This window comes from Streptomyces sp. PsTaAH-124 (assembly GCF_000373685.1).
Lineage (GTDB): Bacteria > Actinomycetota > Actinomycetes > Streptomycetales > Streptomycetaceae > Streptomyces > Streptomyces andamanensis.
Map to the genome: position 1 here is coordinate 1 of NZ_KB892160.1, position 20658 is coordinate 20658.

Here is a 20658-nt window from a genome sequence, read left to right on the forward strand (position 1 = left end):
GGTTGATAGGCCGGATCTGGAAGCACGGTAACGTGTGGAGGTGACCGGTACTAATAGGCCGAGGGCTTGTCCTCAGTTGCTCGCGTCCACTGTGTTGGTTCTGAAACCACGAACAACCCCATGTGCCACACATGGTGCGGTTGATTGTTTCATAGTGTTTCGGTGGTCATAGCGTGAGGGAAACGCCCGGTTACATTCCGAACCCGGAAGCTAAGCCTTACAGCGCCGATGGTACTGCAGGGGGGACCCTGTGGGAGAGTAGGACACCGCCGAACAAATTTTAGGGAAAACCCCGCACCTCACGGTGCGGGGTTTTTCTGCGTTCAGGGGCTTTTCAGGGTGTTCTTTCCGTCCCCTTTCCGTTTCTGGAGCGGAAAGGGTCCGTGTTTCAGAGCCGGCCCGCTGCTTTCAATGCCAGGTAGGCGTCCGCGAGTGCGGGAGCCAGGTTGTCCGGAGTCGCGTCGACGACGGTGACTCCCTGACGGCGCAGTTGTTCCGCGGTGCGCTGGCGTTCGCCCTGGGCCTGGGCCGCCGCAGCGGCTTCGTACACCGCGTCCGTGCTGCCTCGGGCGGCGGCCATGCGGGCCACGTACGGATCCGCGACCGAGGCGACCAGTACGGTGTGCCGTTGTGTGAGCTGAGGGAGGACTGGGAGCAGCCCCTCTTCCACGGGGGCCGGGTCCAGGCTGGTGAGCAGGACGAGCAGGGAGCGGCGGGGCGCCGTGCGCAGTGCGGTCGCCGCGAGGCCCCGGGCGTCCGTCTCGACGAGTTCGGCTTCCAGCGTCGCCATGGCGTTGACCAGGGACGGGAGGAGCATTCCCGCGGCGCGGCCCTGGACGAGGGCCCGTACCCGGCGGTCGTAGGCGAGGAGGTCGACGCGGTCCCCGGCCCGGGAGGCGAGGGCGGCCAGGAGCAGGGCGGCGTCCATGGCGGCGTCCAGGCGGGGCGCGTCCGCGACCCGGCCGGCCGAGGTGCGGCCCGTGTCGAGGACGAGCAGGATGTGGCGGTCGCGTTCGGGGCGCCAGGTGCGGACGGCGACCGCGGACTGGCGGGCGGTGGCGCGCCAGTCGATGGAGCGGGTGTCGTCGCCGGGCACGTAGTCGCGCAGGCTGTCGAACTCGGTGCCCTCTCCGCGGGTGAGGACGCTGGTACGGCCGTCGAGTTCGCGGAGCCGGGCCAGTTTGGACGGCAGGTGCTTGCGGCTGGTGAACGGGGGCAGGACCCGTACCGTCCAGGGGACCTGGTGGGTGCCCTGGCGGGAGAAGAGGCCGAGCGGGCCGTAGGAGCGGACGGTGACACGGTCGGCCCGGCGGTCGCCGCGGCGGGTGGGGCGCAGCCGCGTCGTCAGCCGGCGGCGTTCACCGGCGGGGACGGTCAGGCGGTGGCGTGAGGCGTCGGTCTCCGTGCCGGGCTGCCAGCTGCTGGGCGGCCAGGCGTCGCGGATCCGGGCCCGCAGGGGGCGGCCGGACGGGTTGGTGACGGTGAGCGTGACATCGGCGGTGTCGCCCAGGCGTACGGAGGTGTCGCCGGAGCGGCTCAGGCCGAGGCGGCGTACGGGCGCGGCCAGGGCGTAGTCGCAGGCGCAGGCGACGGCCAGGGGCGCGTTGACGGCGAGGACGCCGGTCCAGCCGGCGTCCAAGAGGCCGACGGGGACGGAACCGAGGGCCGCGAGGAGTGCGGCGCGTCCGGTGAGGGCCATCAGCGGGGGACCGGGACGTGGGTGAGGACCGCGGTGATCACCGAGTCGGCGGTGACACCCTCCATCTCCGCTTCCGGGCGCAGCTGTACGCGGTGGCGCAGGGTGGGCAGGGCGAGGGCTTTGACGTCGTCGGGGATGACGTAGTCGCTGCCGGTCAGCCAGGCCCAGGCACGTGCGGTGGACAGCAGGGCGGTGGCGCCGCGCGGGGAGACGCCAAGGGAGAGGGACGGGGATGCGCGGGTGGCGCGGCAGATGTCGACGACGTAGGCGGCGATCTCGGGGGAGACGGTGGTCGCGGCGATCGCGGTGCGGGCGGCTTGCAGGTCGGCGGGGCCCGCCACGGGGCGTACGCCGGCGCTGTGCAGGTCACGCGGGTCGAAGCCGGCGGCGTGCCGGGTGAGGACGTCGATCTCGTCGTCCCGGGAGGGCAGGGGGATGGTCAGCTTGAGGAGGAAGCGGTCCAGCTGGGCCTCGGGCAGCGGGTAGGTGCCCTCGTACTCGACCGGGTTCTGGGTGGCGATGACCAGGAAGGGGTCGGGGAGCGGGCGCGGTGTGCCGTCGACGGTGACCTGGCGTTCCTCCATGGCCTCCAGCAGCGAGGACTGGGTCTTCGGCGGGGTGCGGTTGATCTCGTCGGCGAGGAGGAGGTTCGTGAAGACCGGGCCGGGCTGGAAGGAGAACCGGGTGGTGCGCGCGTCGTAGACGAGGGAGCCGGTGACGTCGCTGGGCATCAGGTCGGGGGTGAACTGGACGCGTTTGGTGTCGAGTTCGAGTGCGGCGGCGAGGGTGCGCACGAGGAGGGTCTTGGCGACTCCGGGGACGCCTTCGAGCAGGACGTGGCCGCGGCAGAGCAGGGCGACGACGAGACCGGTCACGGCGGGGTCCTGGCCGACCACGGCCTTGGCGATCTCGGCCCGCAGGGCCTCCAGGGAGGACCGGGCGGCGGTCGCGTCCCCGGTGTGCCCGGCGTTGTCAGTGGTCGGGTCCATCATGGACGGCGTACCTCTCTTTCGAGGGCGTCGAGTCGGTCGGCGAGGGAGACGAGGGCCGCGTCGTCGCCGGGCGGCGGGCCGAAGAGCAGGTCGTGCAGGGGCTGTGCGCCGCCGTCCAGGCGGGCGGACAGGGCGGGGAGGAGTGCCTCGGGCGTGTGCGCCTGGGAGGTGGGGATGCCGACGAGGGGAGCGAGGCGGGTGCGGGTGGCGGAGCGAAGAGCGGCGGCGGCGCGGTCGCGGGCGTTCACCTTGCGGTAGAGGCGGGCGCGGCCCTCGGTGGTTTCGGAGGCGCGGATCGCGACGGGGAGTTTCTCGGGCACGAGGGGGCCGAAGCGGAGTGCCCGCCACAGGGCCGCCAGTGCGGCGGCGATGAAGAGCTGGAGGGTGCCCCAGAGCCAGCCGGAGGGCAGCAGGTCGAAGAAGCCGCGCTCGCCGCTGTCGGGGGCGGAGGCGTCGTCGAGCGAGGGGAGGTACCAGACGAGATGAGGGCGCGAGCCGAGGAGTTGGAGGGCGAGCGAGGCGTTGCCCTGCTGGTCGAGGCGGTTGTTGAAGAGGATGTCGGGCGCGCCGAGGACGACGGTGTCGCCGTGCGCGGCCTGCGGGATGCGCAGCAGGGTGGGCAGGCCGTCGCTCGGGTAGCAGGAGTCGGCGCGCACGGTGGTCGAGTAGCGGATGCCGTCGCCGAGTTCGGCGGGTCCGGCGCGGCGGGCGGCGGGCAGGGTGCAGCCGGGTGCGAGCACGGTGTCGAAGCCGGGTGCGGTGTCGACGGTGACGCCGGGGGCCAGGCGGTCGAGGGAGGGAGTGCCGGGGGCGACGAGGACGGTGCGTCCGCCGGTGCCGGCGGTGGCGGCGCGCAGCCGGGACTGCTGGTCGTGCGTCAGCAGGTCGGGGACGGCGACGAGCAGGGTGGTGTCGGGTCCTGCCGCGGCGCGTGCCGCGTCGAGGCCGGTGACGACGCGGCTGCTGACGTGCCGGTCGGTGAGGAGAGCGGCGACGGCGCGGCTGCCGTGCGGGTCGGCGGAGCGCGGGTCGAGGCGGCCGTGCCGGTCCCCGGAGCGCAGTGCGGCCAGGACGAGGCCCGCGGCGAGCAGGATCAGCAGCGCGAGCAGGATGCCGCGCGCGCGGGTCCAGGTCTGCCGGGCGGTGGGCGAGGTCGAGGTGGCCGGGGGCGGGGCCGTGGTGGTTGCCTCGGTGGTCATCCGGCGGCTCCCCGGTGGGTGGTGCCGGTCGTGCTCGTCGTGCTCGCGGTCAGCTGGGGCCGGGTGTGCTCCAGGTCGCGGTCGAGTGCGGCGATGTGGCGGTACGTCTGCTCGGTGGCGCGGCGGCCGCCGTATGTGACGCCGTCGAAGTCGCGGGCGGCGGTGTGCAGCCGGTCGGCGTGGGCGGGCAGGGTGCGGCCCGCTTCGGCCGCGGCCTCGTCGGCGGTGCGGCCGGGGCGGGTGTCGAGGAGGGCGCGTTCCTCCAGGGAGCGGACGAGGGCGCGCATGCGTTCCTGGACGGCGGGGTTCCAGTGGCCCTGGGCGGCGTGTGCCTCGGCGGCGGCGCGGTGTTCGGCGGCGCTGCGGGGGCGGTCGTCGAACAGGGCGGGGGCGGAGGCGGGTTCGCGGTGCGGTGTGCCCAGGCGCCACCACAGGGCGCCCAGTACGGCGAGGACGGCAAGGACGATCACGACGAGTCCGGCCGTGCCGCCGGGGGTGGCCGTCGAGGCGGAGTCGAAGAGTCTGCCGACCCAGTCCCAGAAGTGGTCGAGTGCGCGTTGGAACAGGCCGGGGTCGTTCTCGTGGTACACGCGCTTGGACAGTTCGCGGCGGGCGGCCTCCCGCGCGGGGTCGCGCGGGAGGGTCACCGGTGGTGTGCCGTCGGGGTCCGGCTGGGCCAGGGCGAATGTGTGCCCGATGCGCGGCAGGGACCGCAGGATCCCGTCGGCGTGGTCCGCCGCGCGCGCGGGCGCGGTCGGCGCTGTGAGAACTCCCCCCGGCAGGCTCACGGCATCAGCTTCCGGAGGCGGCTGCGTCGGTGCCGTGGCCCTGGACGCCTGCGGCGCGGGCCAGTTCCAGGTCGAGGGCTTCGCGGCGGATGCGCTGGTCGACGTAGAGGAGCACGGTGACACCGGCCGTGATCGGAAGTTTGATCATGGAGCCGATCACCGAGCCGATGCCGGTGATGACCAGGTACGTCCAGCTGAGCTGGGTGCTGCCGTCCAGGAGGCCGGAGAACCCGCCGTCGCTGAAGGCGGAGGCGATCAGGCTGAAGGGGATGACGATGATCGCCGAGATGATGCCGACGATCAGCGCGGTCAGGAGCTGGATGCCGAAGATCCGCCACCAGGAGCCGTTGACCAGCTTGACGGAGCGGCTCATCGCCTTCTTGATGCCCTGCTTCTCCAGCATCAGCGCGGCCGGGGCGAGGGAGAAGCGGACCGCGAGCCAGATGGCGACCACACCGGCGCCCAGTGCGCCGAGGACGGCGATCGCGGTGCCTCCGACAGGGGACCCGGTCGCGGCGACGATGAGGCCGGGCACCATGCCCATGGCGAAGACGCCGAGGCAGATGACCAGCAGCACGAGGAGCAGACCGAGCAGCCTGGGCAGCTGGGGAGCGGCGTCGCGCCAGGCCTCGCGCAGGGTGACGGACCTGCCGAGCACCGCGCGGCTGGTGACCGTGGTGAGCAGGCCGGTGGCGAGGACGATACCGACGACGCCTACCAGGAAGATGATGCCGGAGCCGAGGAGGCTGTCGCCCGTGGCCCGGAGCACTTCGCGGGGCGTGGCGTCCGGGTCCTTGAGCGCGTCGTTGTCGATGACGTTGTTCAGCGCCAGGCGCTGTACCAGGATGACGACGATCTCGGTGACGACCGCGATGGCCAGCGCGATGCCGAGCACGGCCCGCCAGTGGGCGCGCATCGTGGACACGGCGCCGTCGAGGATCTCGCCCAGGCCGAGCGGGCGCAGCGGGATCACACCGGGCTTGGCCGCGGGCGGCGGCCCGCCCCAGCCGGCGCCCCAGGCGCCGTATCCGCCGGGACCGGGACCGTGGCCGCCGGGTCCGTAGCCACCTGGGCCGCCGTAGCCTCCGGGGCCTCCGGGGGCGCCGTACCCGCCGTATCCGTAGCCGCCGCCCGCGGGCGGCGGGGCGCCCCAGCCGGGGCCGGGGGGCGGCGGGGGCGGGGTCTGGCCGGGTGCCGGGGCCGCGGGACCCCCGGTGGGCGCGGACCACTGGCCGGCCGGAGGCTGCTCCTTGGACCACCTGGGGCCGGGGTTCTGCGGCTGCGCTCCGGGCTGGTCCGCGGGCCGCTCGGGCTGGGCCGGCGAGGACGGGTCGGGGCGGCCGGCGGGGTCGGCAGGGCCGGACGCGCCGGGTTCCTGCCCGTCGGACGGGGCGGATCCGGGCGAGGCCCAGCCCGGAGTGTCGTTCATCGTCGCTCCTTCACGGTGCCCGTCCGCGGTCGCGGCGGCAGGTGGGGTGCCATCGTGCCATGGGGCGGTGTCAGGGTGATCTGCCGCGGTGGCCGCTGTACGCCTTCCATTGTCCGCGGGATACGGGGAACACTGACGGCATGGCTGATCAGTACGCGCAGGCTCGCGAGGACAACCGGCCGCCGGGGATTCCCGCCCTTCGCTGGGAGGAGCCGCCCGAGGGCCCCGTCCTGGTCCTCCTGGACCAGACGAGGCTGCCCGCCCAGGAGGTCGAGCTGGTGTGCACGGACGCGCCCGCGCTGGTGGAGGCGATCCGGTCGCTCGCCGTGCGCGGGGCGCCGCTGCTGGGCATCGCCGGGGCGTACGGCGTCGCGCTCGCCGCCGCGCGCGGCTTCGACGTGGACGACGCCGCCGACGCGCTCGCGGGAGCGCGGCCGACCGCGGTGAACCTCTCGGTGGGGGTGCACCGGGCGCGGTCGGCCTATCACACCGCGCTGGCCGAGACCGGTGATCCGCTGCTGGCCGCTCCGGCGGCGCTGGCCGCGGCGCGGCAGCTGCACCGGGAGGACGCGCGGGCCAGCGCGCGCATGGCCGAGCACGGGCTCGCGCTGCTGGACGAGCTGCTGCCGGCCGGTGGGCACCGGATCCTCACGCACTGCAACACCGGGGCGCTGGTGTCGGGCGGGGAGGGCACGGCGTTCGCGGTGGCGCTGGCGGCGCACCGGGCGGGGCGGCTGCGCCGGCTGTGGGTGGACGAGACCCGGCCGCTGCTCCAGGGGGCGCGTCTGACGGCGTACGAGGCGGCGCGCAACGGTCTGGCGTACACGCTGCTCGCCGACAACGCGGCCGGTTCGCTGTTCGCCGCGGGTGAGGTGGACGCGGTGCTGATCGGCGCGGACCGCATCGCGGCGGACGGCTCGGTGGCCAACAAGGTGGGCAGCTATCCGCTGGCGGTGCTCGCCCGCTACCACCACGTGCCGTTCATCGTGGTCGCCCCGGTGACGACGGTGGACGAGCGGACTCCGGACGGGGCGTCCATCGAGGTGGAGCAGCGTCCGGGGCACGAGGTGACGGAGCTGGCGGCACCGCAGGCCCCGGGGACGGGCGCCGGTGGCGGCATCCCGGTCGCGCCGCTCGGTACGCAGGCGTACAACCCGGCGTTCGACGTGACCCCGCCGGAGCTGGTGACCGCGATCGTCACCGAACAGGGCGCCCTGTCGCCGGTGACGGCCGAGGGACTGGCCGAGCTGTGCGCGCGCTCGCGACGGGCGGCGGAGGAACACGGGAGAGGGTAGGCGGCGGGGCGGAGGAGGACACCGGCCGGGGCTCGTGCGGTGCCCGTTCCCGGGACGCGGGCAGACAGTGACGGCTCCGTACGACTATCGTCACAGGCCAGTGAGCTGTCTCACCTGGATCTTCGCCACCGTTACGAGAATGGGATGATGTCGTTTATGAAGGGACGAGTCCTTGTCGTCGACGACGACACCGCACTGGCCGAGATGCTCGGGATCGTGCTGCGTGGTGAGGGTTTCGAGCCGTCGTTCGTGGCTGACGGCGACAAGGCGCTGGCCGCTTTCCGGGAGGCCAAGCCCGATCTGGTGCTGCTCGACCTGATGCTGCCCGGCCGGGACGGCATCGAGGTCTGCCGCCTGATCAGGGCCGAGTCCGGCGTGCCGATCGTGATGCTGACCGCCAAGAGCGACACCGTCGATGTCGTCGTGGGCCTGGAGTCCGGGGCCGACGACTACATCGTCAAGCCGTTCAAGCCGAAGGAGCTGGTCGCCCGGATCCGGGCGCGGCTGCGCCGTTCGGAGGAGCCCGCTCCCGAGCAGCTCGCCATCGGTGACCTGGTCATCGATGTGGCCGGGCACTCCGTGAAGCGGGACGGGCAGTCGATCGCGCTGACCCCGCTGGAGTTCGACCTGCTGGTCGCGCTCGCCCGCAAGCCGTGGCAGGTGTTCACCCGCGAGGTGCTCCTGGAGCAGGTGTGGGGCTACCGCCACGCGGCGGACACCCGCCTGGTGAACGTGCATGTCCAGCGGCTGCGTTCCAAGGTCGAGAAGGACCCGGAGAAGCCGGAGATCGTGGTGACCGTCCGTGGTGTCGGCTACAAGGCCGGACCGAGCTGACATGTCCGGGGACAGTGCCGCTTCGGCGCCCGGACGGACCGGGACCCGCGCGGAGCGGCCTGTCGGCCGGAAGGGCGCGGGTTCCCGCTGGCGACGCCTCCTGGAGGGCGGGCTGCTGCACGGCGGTGTGCAGGGCAGCCCGGTGCTGCGGCTGCTGATGCGCTGGGTGCGCAGGCCGCTGCTGCCCGTCATGCGCCTGTGGCGGCGCAACATCCAGCTCAAGGTCGTCGCCACCACCCTGCTGATGTCGCTGGGTGTCGTGCTGCTGCTGGGCTTCGTCGTCATCGGCCAGGTCCGCAACGGTCTGCTCGACGCCAAGGTCAAGGCGTCGCAGAGCCAGGCGACGGGCGGGTTCGCGGTCGCCAAGCAGCGGGCCGACGAGGCCGCGAGCGGCGCCGGGGACGATGCCGCCGGCACACCCGCTGACGGGCACGCCTCGCAGAACGTCATCTCCTGGATGAGTGAACTGGTCTCCTCGCTCTCCAGCGGCGGCCAGGGCGCCTTCGACGTGGTGACGCTGCCCGCGGGCGAGGAGAGCGTCGGCGGGCGCGGTCCGCGCGCCTCCGGCCAGGTGGATCCGACCGTGAGCGTCCCGGAGGACCTGCGCGCCCGGATCAACGGCAGCATGACCGCCGCACAGAGCTACACGCGCATCGTCTACAAGGACGCCGACAAGGTGCCCCAGCCCGCCCTGGTCATCGGCAAGCAGGTCAACGACCCCAACGGCGACCCGTACCAGCTGTACTACCTCTTCCCGCTCACCCAGGAGGAGAAGTCGCTCGGCCTGGTCAAGGGGACGCTGGCCACGGCCGGGCTCTTCGTCGTCGTCCTGCTCGGCGCGATCGCCTGGCTCGTGGTGCGCCAGGTGGTGACGCCGGTGCGCATGGCCGCCGGGATCGCCGAGCGGCTGTCGGCCGGGCGGCTCCAGGAGCGGATGAAGGTCACCGGCGAGGACGACATCGCCCGTCTGGGCGAGGCGTTCAACAAGATGGCGCAGAACCTCCAGCTGAAGATCAACCAGCTGGAGGACCTGTCCCGGATGCAGCGCCGGTTCGTCTCCGACGTCTCGCACGAACTGCGGACACCGCTGACGACCGTACGGATGGCCGCCGACGTCATCCATGAGGCGCGCGAGGACTTCGACCCGGTCACGGCGCGGTCGGCGGAGCTGCTGCTCGACCAGGTGGACCGGTTCGAGTCGCTGCTCGCCGACCTGCTGGAGATCAGCCGCTTCGACGCGGGCGCCGCGGCCCTGGAGGCGGAACCGGTCGACCTGCGCGAGGTCGTGCGGCGCGTGGTCAGCGGCGCCGAGCCGCTCGCGGACCGCAAGGGCACCTGCATACGCGTCACCGGCGACCAGCAGCCCGTCGTCGCCGAGGTCGACGCCCGGCGGGTGGAGCGCGTCCTGCGCAATCTGGTCGTCAACGCCGTCGAGCACGGCGAGGGGCGGGACGTCGTCGTCCGGCTGGGCGCCGCGGGCGGCGCGGTCGCCGTCGCGGTGCGCGACTACGGCGTCGGGCTCAAGCCGGGTGAGGCGACCCGCGTCTTCAGCCGCTTCTGGCGCGCCGACCCGGCACGCGCGCGTACCACCGGCGGTACGGGTCTGGGGCTGTCGATCGCCCTGGAGGACGCCCGGCTGCACGGCGGCTGGCTCCAGGCGTGGGGCGAGCCGGGCGGCGGTTCGCAGTTCCGGCTGACGCTGCCCAGGACGGCCGACGAGCCGCTGCGGGGTTCGCCGATACCGCTGGAGCCCAAGGACGCGCGGCGCAACAGCGGCCGCGACGCGGCCGGTGCGGGCCGCGCCGCGAAGCGGGCCACCGTGCCCGCCCAGCCGACCGCGGAGCGCTGCGCGGGACAGAGCCGGGACCCGATAGCGGCCCGGTCGCCCGTGGCGGCCCCCACCGCCGATCCGACCGCGCTGCCGGGCAACGGCGCGCGCGTGGTGCCGCGGCCCGCCTCGGGCACACGGCGGCAGGACACCACCGCGTCGGCGCCGGAGGCGGGGACGTCCGCCGTGGAGAGGCCGGCCGAGGAACGTGCGGGCGGGGTCGCGAGCCCGGAGGGCGCCGGGCCCGGGGCCGCGAAGGAGCAGGGGGAGGCATTTCGTGGGCGCTGACCGCGAGGGGGGCGCGCGGCGTCGGCGGATGCGTGCGCTGGTGTGCGCCGCCTGGGGGGTCGTCCTGCTCGCGGGGTGCGCCTCGATGCCCGACAACGGCGACCTGCGGGACGTGGAGTCCACGCCGCGCCAGGACACCGAGGTACGGGTGTTCGCCATGCCTCCCAGGGACAACGCACCGCCGTCCGAGATCGTGCAGGGCTTCCTTGAGGCGCTGACCAGCGACGACCCGCAGTACGCGACGGCCCGGCAGTATCTGACGACGACGGCCGCGCGGCAGTGGCGGCCCGAGACGTCCACGACCGTGCTCGCCGACGGATGGGACATCGAGGTCGACCGGGCCACGGCGCACGAGGACACCGGTGACTACGCGTTCACGCTCACCGGCAGCAAGGTGGCCCGGGTGGACGAGCAGCAGTCGTACGCGCCGCTGGACGGCCGCTACAGCCAGTCGGTGCACCTGACGCGCGACAGGAAGTCCGGGCAGTGGCGCATCGACACGCCGCCGCAGGGGGTCCTCATGGGCCGCTCGGACTTCCAGCGCAACTACATGCCCGTCAACAAGTACTACTTCGCCTCGAACACGCCGGGCGGCGTCCGGCGACCGGCCACGGCCGTCGCCGATCCCGTGTACGTACGGCAGCGCGTCGACGCCATGACCCAGGTGGTCCGCTCGGTGCTCACCGGCCCGACCCGCTGGCTGGACCGGGTGGTCAGGTCGAGCTTCCCGACCGGGACGGCGCTGCGCAAGGACGTCACCGGGCTGGCACCCGACGACCAGAACCGGCTGACCGTGCCGCTGAACGCCAAGGCGTCCGGGGTCGGCAGCGAACGCTGCTGGGAGATGGCCGCGCAGGTGCTGTACACGGTGCAGAACCTCACGCCGACCGTGGAGACGGTGGCGTTGCAGCGCGCCGACGGGAGCACGCTGTGCACGCTCGGCGCGGACCGGGCCCGCACTGTGGCCACCCGCGGGCCGGTGAAGCGGCCCGAGTACCTGTACTTCCTCGACGACAAGCGCCGGCTGGTGCGGATCCCCGGCGCCAGCTCCGGGACGACGGTCGAACCGGTGCCGGGCGCCCTGGGCGAGGGCGTCCAGCGGCTCGGCTCGGCGGCGGTGGCATGGGACGAGCGCAGCGCCGCCGGGGTCAGCAACGACCGCAGGGAACTGTTCGTCGGGCCGCTGGAGCAGGGCGGCGCGCTCGGTACGCCGGTGCTGCGGAGCAACGGCAAGACGGAGGACGACCGGCTGACACCGCCGAGCTGGGACGCGCGCGGCGACCTGTGGGTGGCCGACCGCGATCCGGCCCGGCCGCGGCTGATGGTGCTGGAGCAGGGCACCGGCCAGCCGGTCGAGGTGGCCGTCCCCGGTCTCGACGGACGCATCGACGCGGTGCGGGTCGCCGCCGACGGTGTGCGCATCGCCCTGCTCGTGGAGCACAAGGACCACACCAAGTCCCTGCTCATCGGGCGGATCGAACGGGACGCCAAGGCCGATGGGCGGTCCGCGGTCGCGGTGCTCGAACTGCGGTCGGCGGCCCCCGACATGGAGGACGTCACCGCCATGTCCTGGGCGGGCGACAGCCGCCTCGTGGTCGCCGGACGCGAGCAGGGCGGTGTGCAGACCATGCGGTACGTGCAGGTCGACGGCTCCACGCCGGACGTCCCCGCGCCCGCCGCGCTCACCGGGGTGCGCTCCATCGCCGCGTCCGAGGACGAGCGGCTGCCGCTGGTGGCCTACTCGGAGGCGGACGGGCTGGTGCGGATGTCGTCCGTGGCGCAGTGGCAGAAGGTGGTCAAGGAGGGGGCGGAGCCCGTCTATCCCGGGTGAGTCTCGGCTTCGAGGGGGTCTCGGCTTCGGGGTGAGTACGGCTTTCCTCCGGCCTCCGGGCCCCGACCTCGGCCCCGGTCCCTTCTTGGGCCGGGGCCTTCACTCGTGCGGGTGAAGCCCTGCCCGGCGTCGTAGGGGTTGTCCACAGGGCGTCGCGCCCCGTTGTCCACAGGGGTGGCCGACGCGGCGCCGCCTCGGCACAGTGGATGTATGCGCAGGTGGTGGCGGGACCTCACCGACCTGGTACTGCCGACCGAGTGCGGAGGCTGCGGCAGGCCGCGCACGGTGCTCTGCCCCCGGTGCCGTGCGGCTCTCGGCCGGGCCGCGCCGGGCCGGGTGCGGCCGGACCCGGCGCCGCGCGGTCTGCCGCCCGTGCACGCGGCCGCTCCGTACGCGGACGAGGTCAGGGCGGCTCTCCTCGCCCACAAGGAAAGGGGAGCGCTGTCCCTGGCCGGACCACCGGGTGCGGCGCTGGCGGGCGCCGTGCGGTCCGGGCTGCGCGCGGCCGGGAGCCGGGACCCGGTCCGGGGCGGCATCAGACCGGTGCTGCTGGTGCCGGTGCCCTCCGCGCGGGGCGCCGTGCGGGCCCGGGGGCACGATCCGGTGCGGCGGATCGCGCTGGCGGCCGCCGGTGAGCTGCGCCGTTCGGGACTGCCGGCCCGGACGCTCACCGTGCTGCGGCAGCGGCGCGCCGTGGCCGACCAGTCGGCGCTCGGCTCCCGGCAGCGGCAGGCGAACCTCGCCGGTGCGCTGCGGACGGTCCCGGGCGGTGGCCCGCTGCTCCTGGAAGGGTCCGTCGTGCTGGTCGACGACCTGATGACGACGGGTGCCTCGCTGACGGAGGCGGCGCGCGCGGTGAGGTCGGCCGTGTACACGGCGCGGGTCCGGGAAGGGATGGAGGAACGGAAGCCGGTAACACGGCGGAAGGAGGGGAACCCGTTGTACGGCACATCCGAATTGGCGGATGCCGGCGGAAGCGGTGACGTGATCTGCGCGGCCGTCGTCGCCGCTCCACCGGATTCCTTCGAAATAGACGGAACTGACAGCGGAGACGCATCGTTGCAGGTAATGACAGGGTCAATTCACCTGGATGGAGGTACACCGCGGTAGAGGGTGACGCCATCCCACCCGGCGAGATATGTTCGGGGTGTGAGGGAAAGGCGCAGGCCGTTCCCGTCATATCCGAATGCCGTGCCGCGAGTTTGCGCTTTTTCGCAATCTCCCCGTATCGGCAGGGTGGAGATCTCGCCCGCGGGGAAGGGGAGGTGGACGTCACCGAGTCCGAGGTTCCGGACCTGACCGGAACCGGGTGCGAAAGGGAGATGCTCCGCCGTCGAAGCGGAGCGATCCGGGAACGGAGTTCTGCGTGGACATCGTCGTCAAGGGCCGCAAGACAGAGGTGCCCGACCGGTTCCGCAAGCACGTGGCCGAGAAGCTGAACCTGGAGAAGATCCAGAAGCTCGACGGCAAGGTGATCAGCCTCGACGTCGAGGTGTCCAAGGAGCCCAACCCCCGGCAGGCCGACCGTTGCGACCGAGTGGAGATCACGCTCCGCTCCCGCGGTCCGGTGGTCCGGGCGGAGGCGGCGGCCAGCGACCCGTACGCGGCACTCGACCTCGCGGCGGAGAAGCTGCACGCGCTGCTGCGCAAGCAGCACGACAAGCGTTTCTCCCGGCGCGGTGCGCGGCGGATCCCGGCGTCCGAGGTCCCCGACCGCGTGCCGGGCGTGGCCGCGCTCAACGGCAGCGGGCAGACCGCCGCCGAGGAGGCCGCTGACCACGTGCCGACGAAGAGGGTGGGCTCGCTGGAGGTGCAGGGCGACGGCCCGCTCGTGGTCCGCGAGAAGACCCACCTCGCCGCTCCGATGACCCTCGACCAGGCTCTCTACGAGATGGAGCTGGTCGGGCACGACTTCTACCTGTTCGTCGACTCGGAGACCAAGGAACCGAGCGTGGTCTACCGGCGGCACGCCTACGACTACGGCGTGATCCACCTCAGGACGGACACGATGGTGGCGGTGGAGAACTCGCCCGAGGCGGGCGGCATGCTGGGCGGCTGACCACCCGCCCCGTCCCGCTCCGGCGGACACAGCCGGGCCGGTGCCCCCGGAGTGCGCGTGTGCGCCCCCGGGGGCACCGACGTGCGACCCCCTCGCGCCTCGCTCGGTCACCGCGGGGGGCGCCGAGCATGGAATCATGGCCGCAACGGCCCAACGGCTGGGCCGTTGCCTCGGGTTGGCCAGCCACGGCACCCCACACCGGGCCACAGCCTCAGGGGGAGGAACAACGATGACGGACAGCTTCGGACCGATGCGGGACGAGGACGCCGACCGCGGCGCCGTCGGCATGGGTCCGGACACGGGCCCGTCCCGTGCGGAGCCGATCAGGGTCCTGGTGGTCGACGACCACGCCCTCTTCCGCCGTGGCCTGGAGATCGTGCTCGCCGCCGAGGAGGACATCCAGGTCGTCGGCGAGGCGGGCGACGGCGCCGAGGCCGTGGACAAGGCCGCCGACCTGCTGCCCGACATCGTCCTGATGGACGTGCGGATGCCCCGGCGCGGCGGGATCGAGGCGTGCACCTCCATCAAGGAGGTCGCCCCCAGCGCGAAGATCATCATGCTGACGATCAGCGACGAGGAGGCCGACCTCTACGACGCGATCAAGGCGGGCGCGACCGGATATCTCCTCAAGGAGATCTCCACGGACGAGGTGTCCACCGCGATCCGCGCGGTGGCCGACGGGCAGTCGCAGATCAGCCCGTCCATGGCGTCCAAGCTGCTCACCGAGTTCAAGTCGATGATCCAGCGCACCGACGAGCGCCGTCTCGTGCCCGCTCCCCGGCTGACCGACCGGGAGCTCGAGGTCCTCAAGCTGGTGGCGACGGGAATGAACAACCGGGACATCGCCAAGGAGTTGTTCATCTCCGAGAACACCGTGAAGAACCACGTCCGCAACATCCTGGAGAAGCTCCAGCTGCACTCCCGGATGGAAGCGGTGGTGTACGCGATGCGGGAGAAGATCCTGGAGATCCGCTGAGCCGCCCCGCTGCCTCTCCCCGCCGCGCTGCCTCTCCCGGCCCCGCTGTCTCCCCGCCCCGGTCGTCCCGCCCGCCCGCCGCCTGCCGCCCCGTCCGGCACCGCTGTCGGCCGCCTCTCTCTGTGCAAGCGGTCAGTGCAGGGCCGCGGCCAGCGCCCGGCTCACCTCCTGGGTGAGGGGTTCGCGCAGCTCCGGGGCGTCCACCCGCTCCACGCGCACGTCCGTGATGCCCACCCAGCCCGCCGCCTCGACCAGCGCCTGGGCCACCGCGGGGACCACCTTGGGGCCGTCCAGGGTGACCTGCCTGGCCACCAGCGTGCGGCCCTCGCGGGCCGGGTCGACACGCCCGACCAGCCGGCCGCCCGCCAGCACCGGCATCGCGAAGTAGCCGTGCACCCGCTTGGGCTTGGGGACGTACGCCTCCAAGCGGTGGGTGAAGCCGAAGATCCGCTCGGTGCGCGCCCGGTCCCAGATCAGCGAGTCGAACGGGGACAGCAGAGTGGTGCGGTGCCGGCCGCGCGGCGGGGTCGCCAGGGCCTCCGGGTCCGCCCAGGCGGCCCTGCCCCAGCCCTCGACCGTGACCGGGACCAGCCCCGAGTCCGCGATCACCGCGTCGACCTGGTCGCCCTTGAGCCGGTGGTAGTCGGCGATGTCCGCGCGCGTGCCCACGCCCAGGGACCGGCCGGCCAGCCCGACCAGGCGGCGCAGGCACTCGGTGTCGTCCAGCTCGTCGTGGAGCAGGTCGGCGGGGACGGCGCGCTCGGCCAGGTCGTACACCCGCTTCCAGCCGCGGCGCTCGACGCAGACCACCTCCCCGTACATCAGGGCGCGCTCGACGGCGACCTTGGTCCCCGACCAGTCCCACCAGTCACTGGTCCGCTTGGCGCCGCCCAACTCGGTCGCCGTCAGCGGGCCTTCGGTGGTCAGCTGCTTGATCACCTGGTCGTAGGTGCCGCCGGGCAGCCGGTGGTTCCAGTGCGGGCGGCCCCGGTAGGCGCGGCGGCGGAAGGCGAAGTGCGGCCACTCCTCGATGGGCAGGACGCACGCGGCGTGCGACCAGTACTCGAAGGCGTGGGTGCCGGTCCAGTAGGCCTGCTCCACGGTGGTGCGGCCCACCGCGCCGAGCCGGGCGTAGGGGATCAGCTCGTGGGAACGGGCGAGCACCGAGATGGTGTCCAGCTGGACCGCGCCGAGATGGCGCAGCACGCCCCGCACACCGGACCTCCGGTCGGGGGCGCCGAGGAGGCCCTGGGCGCGCAGGGCGATACGGCGGGCTTCGTCGGCCGACAGATCGGCGATGGGGCGCGGGACGCTCGTCATGGACCGCACGATAGGGCCTGCCACTGACAGCCCGCCCCGGCCTGGGCGTCATCCGCCGGAGGACCGGGCAGGGGCGGGTACATAGGGAGCCGTCGCGGGCAGCCCCAGGTCGGAGGGGAGCAGGGAGCCCACCCAGCAGTCCCGCCGTACGCCCTTGTTGTCGAGCGCCGCGCGCAGGGTGCCCTCGACGGTGAAACCGGTCCGCTCGGCGACCGCGCGGGAGGCGGTGTTGCCGACCTCGGCGCGCCACTCCAGGCGGTCCACGGCCAGGTGCGCGAAGGCCCAGCGGGCGGTGGCGCGGACCGCCTCGGACACATAGCCGTTGCCGCGGTGCTCCCTGGTGCCCCAGAAGCCGACCTCGGCCGTGCCCGGGGCGCGCCGGGTGATGCCGAGCATGCCCACCAGGCCGTCGCCGGGCGCGGGCAGGAAGAGTCCGAAGGTGAACATCGAGTCGTCCGCCCAGCCGTCGGGCGCGATCCGCTCGGTGAAGCCGCGCGCGTCCTCGTACTGATAGGGGGAGGGGACCGTGGTCCAGCGCTGGATGTCCGGGTCGAGCGCGGCGGCGTACACCGCGTCGGTGTCCTTGGACCCGACGGTGCGCAGGACGAGACGGGCGGTGGTCAGGATGACGGGTTCCATCGGCCGATTCTGCTCGCGGGCCGCGGAGGGCGCCATCGCGTTTCCCGCTCGGTGAGCGGGCGGTCACGGTTCGCGCACATCCCGGGGCGGGCGCGGCACCATCCGCGGCTCCCGTCCGTTGTTCCCTGTGGAGGCGGCGCGGGGCACAGTGGAGGAGTGCCCTCGCGGCAGGCCCTCCCGGCTGGGCCGGGTCCTCGCATACGATGGCCGTTGCTCAGCCAAGCCAATGGAAACCGACCGTCCCAGGCCCGACCGGCAAGGAGACCAACCCCCGTGTCCGTCCTCTCGAAGATCATGCGTGCAGGCGAAGGCAAGATCCTGCGCAAGCTGCACCGCATCGCGGGCCAGGTCAACTCCATCGAAGAGGACTTCGTCGACCTCTCCGACGCCGAGCTGCGGGCCCTCACCGATGAGTACAAGCAGCGGTACGCCGACGGCGAGAGCCTGGAGGACCTGCTGCCCGAGGCGTTCGCCACCGTACGCGAGGCGGCCAAGCGCGTCCTGGGCCAGCGGCACTACGACGTGCAGCTGATGGGCGGCGCCGCCCTGCACATGGGGTATGTCGCCGAGATGAAGACCGGTGAGGGCAAGACGCTCGTCGGCACCCTGCCCGCCTATCTGAACGCCCTGTCCGGCGACGGCGTCCACATCGTCACGGTCAACGACTACCTGGCCGAGCGCGACTCCGAGATGATGGGCCGCGTCCACAAGTTCCTCGGCCTGGACGTGGGCTGCATCCTCGCCAACATGACGCCGGCCCAGCGCCGCGAGCAGTACGGCTGCGACATCACCTACGGCACGAACAACGAGTTCGGCTTCGACTACCTGCGCGACAACATGGCCTGGGCGAAGGACGAACTGGTCCAGCGCGGCCACAACTTCGCCATCGTCGACGAGGTCGACTCCATCCTGGTCGACGAGGCCCGTACGCCGCTGATCATCTCCGGCCCGGCCGACCAGGCCACCAAGTGGTACGGCGACTTCGCCAAGCTCGTCACGCGCCTGAAGAAGGGCGAGGCGGGCAACCCGCTCAAGGGCGTCGAGGAGACCGGCGACTACGACGTCGACGAGAAGAAGCGCACCGTCGCCATCCACGAGTCCGGTGTCTCCAAGGTCGAGGACTGGCTGGGCATCGACAACCTCTACGAGTCGGTGAACACCCCGCTCGTCGGTTATCTGAACAACGCCATCAAGGCGAAGGAACTGTTCAAGAAGGACAAGGACTACGTCGTCATCGACGGCGAGGTCATGATCGTCGACGAGCACACCGGTCGTATCCTCGCCGGCCGCCGCTACAACGAGGGCATGCACCAGGCGATCGAGGCGAAGGAAGGGGTGGACATCAAGGACGAGAACCAGACCCTCGCCACGATCACCCTCCAGAACTTCTTCCGCCTCTACAACAAGCTCTCCGGCATGACCGGTACGGCGATGACCGAGGCCGCCGAGTTCCACCAGATCTACAAGCTCGGCGTGGTCCCGATCCCGACCAACCGGCCGATGGTCCGCAAGGACCAGTCCGACCTGATCTACCGCACCGAGGTCGCCAAGTTCGAGGCGGTCGTCGACGACATCGCGGAGAAGCACGAGAAGGGCCAGCCGATCCTGGTCGGCACCACCTCGGTCGAGAAGTCCGAGTACCTCTCGCAGCAGCTCAGCAAGCGCGGCGTGCAGCACGAGGTGCTCAACGCCAAGCACCACGAGCGGGAGGCGTCCATCGTCGCCCAGGCCGGCCGCAAGGGTGCCGTCACCGTGGCCACCAACATGGCCGGCCGCGGTACGGACATCAAGCTCGGCGGCAACCCCGAGGACCTCGCCGAGGCGGAGCTGCGCCAGCGCGGCCTCGACCCCGAGGAGCACATCGAGGAGTGGGCCGCCGCGCTGCCCGCCGCCCTGGAGAAGGCCGAGCAGGCCGTCAAGGCGGAGAAGGACGAGGTCGAGAGGCTCGGCGGCCTCTATGTGCTGGGCACTGAGCGGCACGAGTCGCGCCGTATCGACAACCAGCTGCGCGGTCGTTCCGGCCGTCAGGGCGACCCGGGCGAGTCCCGCTTCTACCTCTCCCTGGGCGACGACCTGATGCGTCTGTTCAAGGCACAGATGGTCGAGCGCGTGATGTCCATGGCGAATGTCCCCGACGACGTTCCCATCGAGAACAAGATGGTCACCCGCGCGATCGCCTCCGCCCAGTCGCAGGTCGAGCAGCAGAACTTCGAGACCCGTAAGAACGTCCTGAAGTACGACGAGGTCCTCAACCGGCAGCGCGAGGTCATCTACGGCGAGCGCCGCCGCGTCCTGGAGGGCGAGGACCTGCACGAGCAGGTGCAGCACTTCATGGACGACACCATCGACGCCTATGTGCAGGCGGAGACCGCCGAGGGCTTCCCGGAGGACTGGGACCTGGACCGGCTGTGGGGCGCGTTCAAGCAGCTCTACCCGGTGAAGATCACCGTCGAGGAGCTGGAGGAGGCGGCCGGTGACCGTGCGGGCCTGACGGCCGAGTTCATCGGCGACTCCATCAAGGACGACATCCACGAGCAGTACGAGACGCGCGAGACGCAGCTCGGCTCCGAGATCATGCGTGAGCTGGAGCGCCGCGTGGTCCTGTCGGTCCTGGACCGCAAGTGGCGCGAGCACCTCTACGAGATGGACTACCTCCAGGAGGGCATCGGCCTGCGCGCGATGGCGCAGAAGGACCCGCTGGTCGAGTACCAGCGCGAGGGCTTCGACATGTTCTCCGCGATGATGGACGGCATCAAGGAGGAGTCCGTCGGCTACCTGTTCAACCTGGAGGTCCAGGTCGAGCAGCAGGTCGAGGAGGTCCCCGTCGAGGACGCGGCGCCGTCCCTGGAGAAGGCGCCGCAGGACGCGGTGCCCGCGCAGGCGGGCGCGCGCCCGGAGATCCGCGCGAAGGGGCTGGACGCGCCGCAGCGGCGTGACCTCCACTTCTCCGCGCCGACCGTGGACGGGGAAGGTGGTGTCGTCGAGGGCGAGTTCGCCAGCGACGACGAGCCGGTCCGCTCCGAGTCGGACGGTCTCACGCGCGCGGAGCGCCGCAAGCAGGCGAAGGGCGGCCGTCGCCGCAAGAAGTGACAGCGGCTCCCTGTCTCCGGGGAGCGGCATCCGACCGAAGGGCCGGGCACGGTTCGGTGCCCGGCCCTTCGGCGTGCGCCCGGCGGCGGGCTGGTCCGCTTGGCCCACCTGACCCGCCCTCGGAAACCGGCTGAGGTCCGGCCCGTACGGCCCGCAGAGGTCGGTGGGTCGCCCGGTGGCCGCCTGCCCGCCCTCACCCGCCCGGCGGTGTGCCGGTGGACGGGGCCTCAGGCGGGCCTGTGAGCGGCTGTGGGCTGGGCCGGGGGACTCGGAGGGCTTTGGGGAGGACTCGGGGCATCCTCGGGCTCTCCGGGCCGTCTCAGGGCTCTGGTGGGCTCATCCGCCCCTGCTGTGCCCCTTGCTGTGCCCCGTCGGGGCCTCCGGCCCGCTG

Annotated in this window: 15 protein-coding genes and 2 rRNA genes; 10 read left to right on the top strand and 7 right to left on the bottom strand. The window is 72.5% G+C overall.

The genetic code is table 11. The features are described 5' to 3' along the window. Both B086_RS0105880 and rrf read left to right on the top strand, forming a co-directional pair. A 23S ribosomal RNA gene (locus B086_RS0105880) occupies positions 1 to 74 on the top strand; the annotation flags it as partial. A gap of 84 nt (positions 75 to 158) precedes the next feature. Beyond that, positions 159 to 275, top strand: a 5S ribosomal RNA gene (gene rrf / locus B086_RS0105885). Between the two features lie 113 nt (positions 276 to 388). Here rrf and B086_RS0105890 read toward each other — a convergent pair. The 5 genes from B086_RS0105890 to B086_RS0105910 are packed head-to-tail and all read right to left on the bottom strand — an operon-like array spanning position 389 to position 6107. Continuing rightward, positions 389 to 1699 carry a DUF58 domain-containing protein gene (locus B086_RS0105890; RefSeq protein WP_018565478.1) on the bottom strand — a complete coding sequence of 437 codons (1311 nt, stop codon included), beginning with the start codon at positions 1697 to 1699 and terminating at the stop codon, positions 389 to 391. Then, positions 1699 to 2688 (bottom strand): AAA family ATPase, encoded by a 990-nt coding sequence (locus B086_RS0105895; RefSeq protein ID WP_018565479.1) that lies wholly within the window; start codon positions 2686 to 2688, stop codon positions 1699 to 1701. Before B086_RS0105895 ends, B086_RS0105890 begins: the two co-directional genes overlap by 1 nt. Then, positions 2688 to 3890, bottom strand: a complete 1203-nt coding sequence (locus B086_RS0105900) for a DUF4350 domain-containing protein (RefSeq protein ID WP_018565480.1) — start codon at positions 3888 to 3890, stop codon at positions 2688 to 2690. Before B086_RS0105900 ends, B086_RS0105895 begins: the two co-directional genes overlap by 1 nt. Next, positions 3887 to 4678: a DUF4129 domain-containing protein gene (locus B086_RS0105905; protein ID WP_018565481.1), complete on the bottom strand. Its 792-nt coding sequence runs from the start codon at positions 4676 to 4678 to the stop codon at positions 3887 to 3889. The genes B086_RS0105900 and B086_RS0105905 overlap by 4 nt, the downstream gene beginning before the upstream one ends. 4 nt (positions 4679 to 4682) lie before the next feature. Then, a complete protein-coding gene (locus B086_RS0105910) occupies positions 4683 to 6107 on the bottom strand; it encodes a glycerophosphoryl diester phosphodiesterase membrane domain-containing protein (protein WP_018565482.1) in 1425 nt (474 codons plus the stop codon). A 140-nt stretch (positions 6108 to 6247) separates the two neighbouring features. On the opposite strand from B086_RS0105910, the gene mtnA reads away from it, so the two are divergent. The 7 genes from mtnA to B086_RS0105945 all read left to right on the top strand — a co-directional run bounded on the left by mtnA (position 6248) and on the right by B086_RS0105945 (position 15218). Next, positions 6248 to 7402 carry an S-methyl-5-thioribose-1-phosphate isomerase gene (gene mtnA, locus B086_RS0105915; protein WP_018565483.1) on the top strand — a complete coding sequence of 385 codons (1155 nt, stop codon included), beginning with the start codon at positions 6248 to 6250 and terminating at the stop codon, positions 7400 to 7402. Positions 7403 to 7546: 144 nt separating this feature from the next. After that, on the top strand, positions 7547 to 8236 hold the full coding sequence (gene mtrA, locus B086_RS0105920) for a two-component system response regulator MtrA (RefSeq protein WP_009188938.1): 690 nt from the start codon (positions 7547 to 7549) through the stop codon (positions 8234 to 8236). Between the two features lies 1 nt (position 8237). After that, positions 8238 to 10352, top strand: coding sequence for an MtrAB system histidine kinase MtrB (mtrB, locus tag B086_RS0105925; protein ID WP_018565485.1), 2115 nt, complete (start codon positions 8238 to 8240; stop codon positions 10350 to 10352). Beyond that, positions 10342 to 12183: an LpqB family beta-propeller domain-containing protein gene (locus B086_RS0105930; RefSeq protein ID WP_018565486.1), complete on the top strand. Its 1842-nt coding sequence runs from the start codon at positions 10342 to 10344 to the stop codon at positions 12181 to 12183. The genes mtrB and B086_RS0105930 overlap by 11 nt, the downstream gene beginning before the upstream one ends. 210 nt (positions 12184 to 12393) lie before the next feature. After that, a complete protein-coding gene (locus tag B086_RS39255; RefSeq protein ID WP_078530995.1) occupies positions 12394 to 13293 on the top strand; it encodes a ComF family protein in 900 nt (299 codons plus the stop codon). 256 nt (positions 13294 to 13549) lie between these two features. Continuing rightward, a complete protein-coding gene (gene hpf / locus B086_RS0105940; RefSeq protein WP_018565488.1) occupies positions 13550 to 14242 on the top strand; it encodes a ribosome hibernation-promoting factor, HPF/YfiA family in 693 nt (230 codons plus the stop codon). Between the two features lie 229 nt (positions 14243 to 14471). Continuing rightward, positions 14472 to 15218 carry a response regulator gene (locus B086_RS0105945; protein ID WP_018565489.1) on the top strand — a complete coding sequence of 249 codons (747 nt, stop codon included), beginning with the start codon at positions 14472 to 14474 and terminating at the stop codon, positions 15216 to 15218. A gap of 132 nt (positions 15219 to 15350) precedes the next feature. Here B086_RS0105945 and B086_RS0105950 read toward each other — a convergent pair whose 3' ends face one another. Together B086_RS0105950 and B086_RS0105955 are read right to left on the bottom strand one after the other, a co-directional pair. Next, positions 15351 to 16538: a winged helix-turn-helix domain-containing protein gene (locus B086_RS0105950; RefSeq protein WP_018565490.1), complete on the bottom strand. Its 1188-nt coding sequence runs from the start codon at positions 16536 to 16538 to the stop codon at positions 15351 to 15353. Positions 16539 to 16586: 48 nt separating this feature from the next. Beyond that, positions 16587 to 17177, bottom strand: a complete 591-nt coding sequence (locus B086_RS0105955) for a GNAT family N-acetyltransferase (protein WP_026252145.1) — start codon at positions 17175 to 17177, stop codon at positions 16587 to 16589. Between the two features lie 273 nt (positions 17178 to 17450). Between B086_RS0105955 and secA the strand changes: the two genes are divergently transcribed. Then, complete coding sequence (secA, locus tag B086_RS0105960; RefSeq protein WP_018565492.1) at positions 17451 to 20267, top strand: preprotein translocase subunit SecA; 2817 nt, start codon at positions 17451 to 17453, stop codon at positions 20265 to 20267. Positions 20268 to 20658 lie beyond the last annotated feature (391 nt).

Coding starts and splice junctions, on each gene's coding strand:
- B086_RS0105950 (WP_018565490.1), bottom strand. CDS start 16,538: ATGACGAGCGTCCCGCGCCCCATCGCCGATCTGTCGGCCGACGAAGCC.
- mtnA (WP_018565483.1), top strand. CDS start 6,248: ATGGCTGATCAGTACGCGCAGGCTCGCGAGGACAACCGGCCGCCGGGG.
- mtrA (WP_009188938.1), top strand. CDS start 7,547: ATGATGTCGTTTATGAAGGGACGAGTCCTTGTCGTCGACGACGACACC.
- B086_RS39255 (WP_078530995.1), top strand. CDS start 12,394: ATGCGCAGGTGGTGGCGGGACCTCACCGACCTGGTACTGCCGACCGAG.
- B086_RS0105895 (WP_018565479.1), bottom strand. CDS start 2,688: ATGGACCCGACCACTGACAACGCCGGGCACACCGGGGACGCGACCGCC.
- B086_RS0105945 (WP_018565489.1), top strand. CDS start 14,472: ATGACGGACAGCTTCGGACCGATGCGGGACGAGGACGCCGACCGCGGC.
- B086_RS0105890 (WP_018565478.1), bottom strand. CDS start 1,699: ATGGCCCTCACCGGACGCGCCGCACTCCTCGCGGCCCTCGGTTCCGTC.
- B086_RS0105900 (WP_018565480.1), bottom strand. CDS start 3,890: ATGACCACCGAGGCAACCACCACGGCCCCGCCCCCGGCCACCTCGACC.
- mtrB (WP_018565485.1), top strand. CDS start 8,238: ATGTCCGGGGACAGTGCCGCTTCGGCGCCCGGACGGACCGGGACCCGC.
- B086_RS0105955 (WP_026252145.1), bottom strand. CDS start 17,177: ATGGAACCCGTCATCCTGACCACCGCCCGTCTCGTCCTGCGCACCGTC.
- B086_RS0105910 (WP_018565482.1), bottom strand. CDS start 6,107: ATGAACGACACTCCGGGCTGGGCCTCGCCCGGATCCGCCCCGTCCGAC.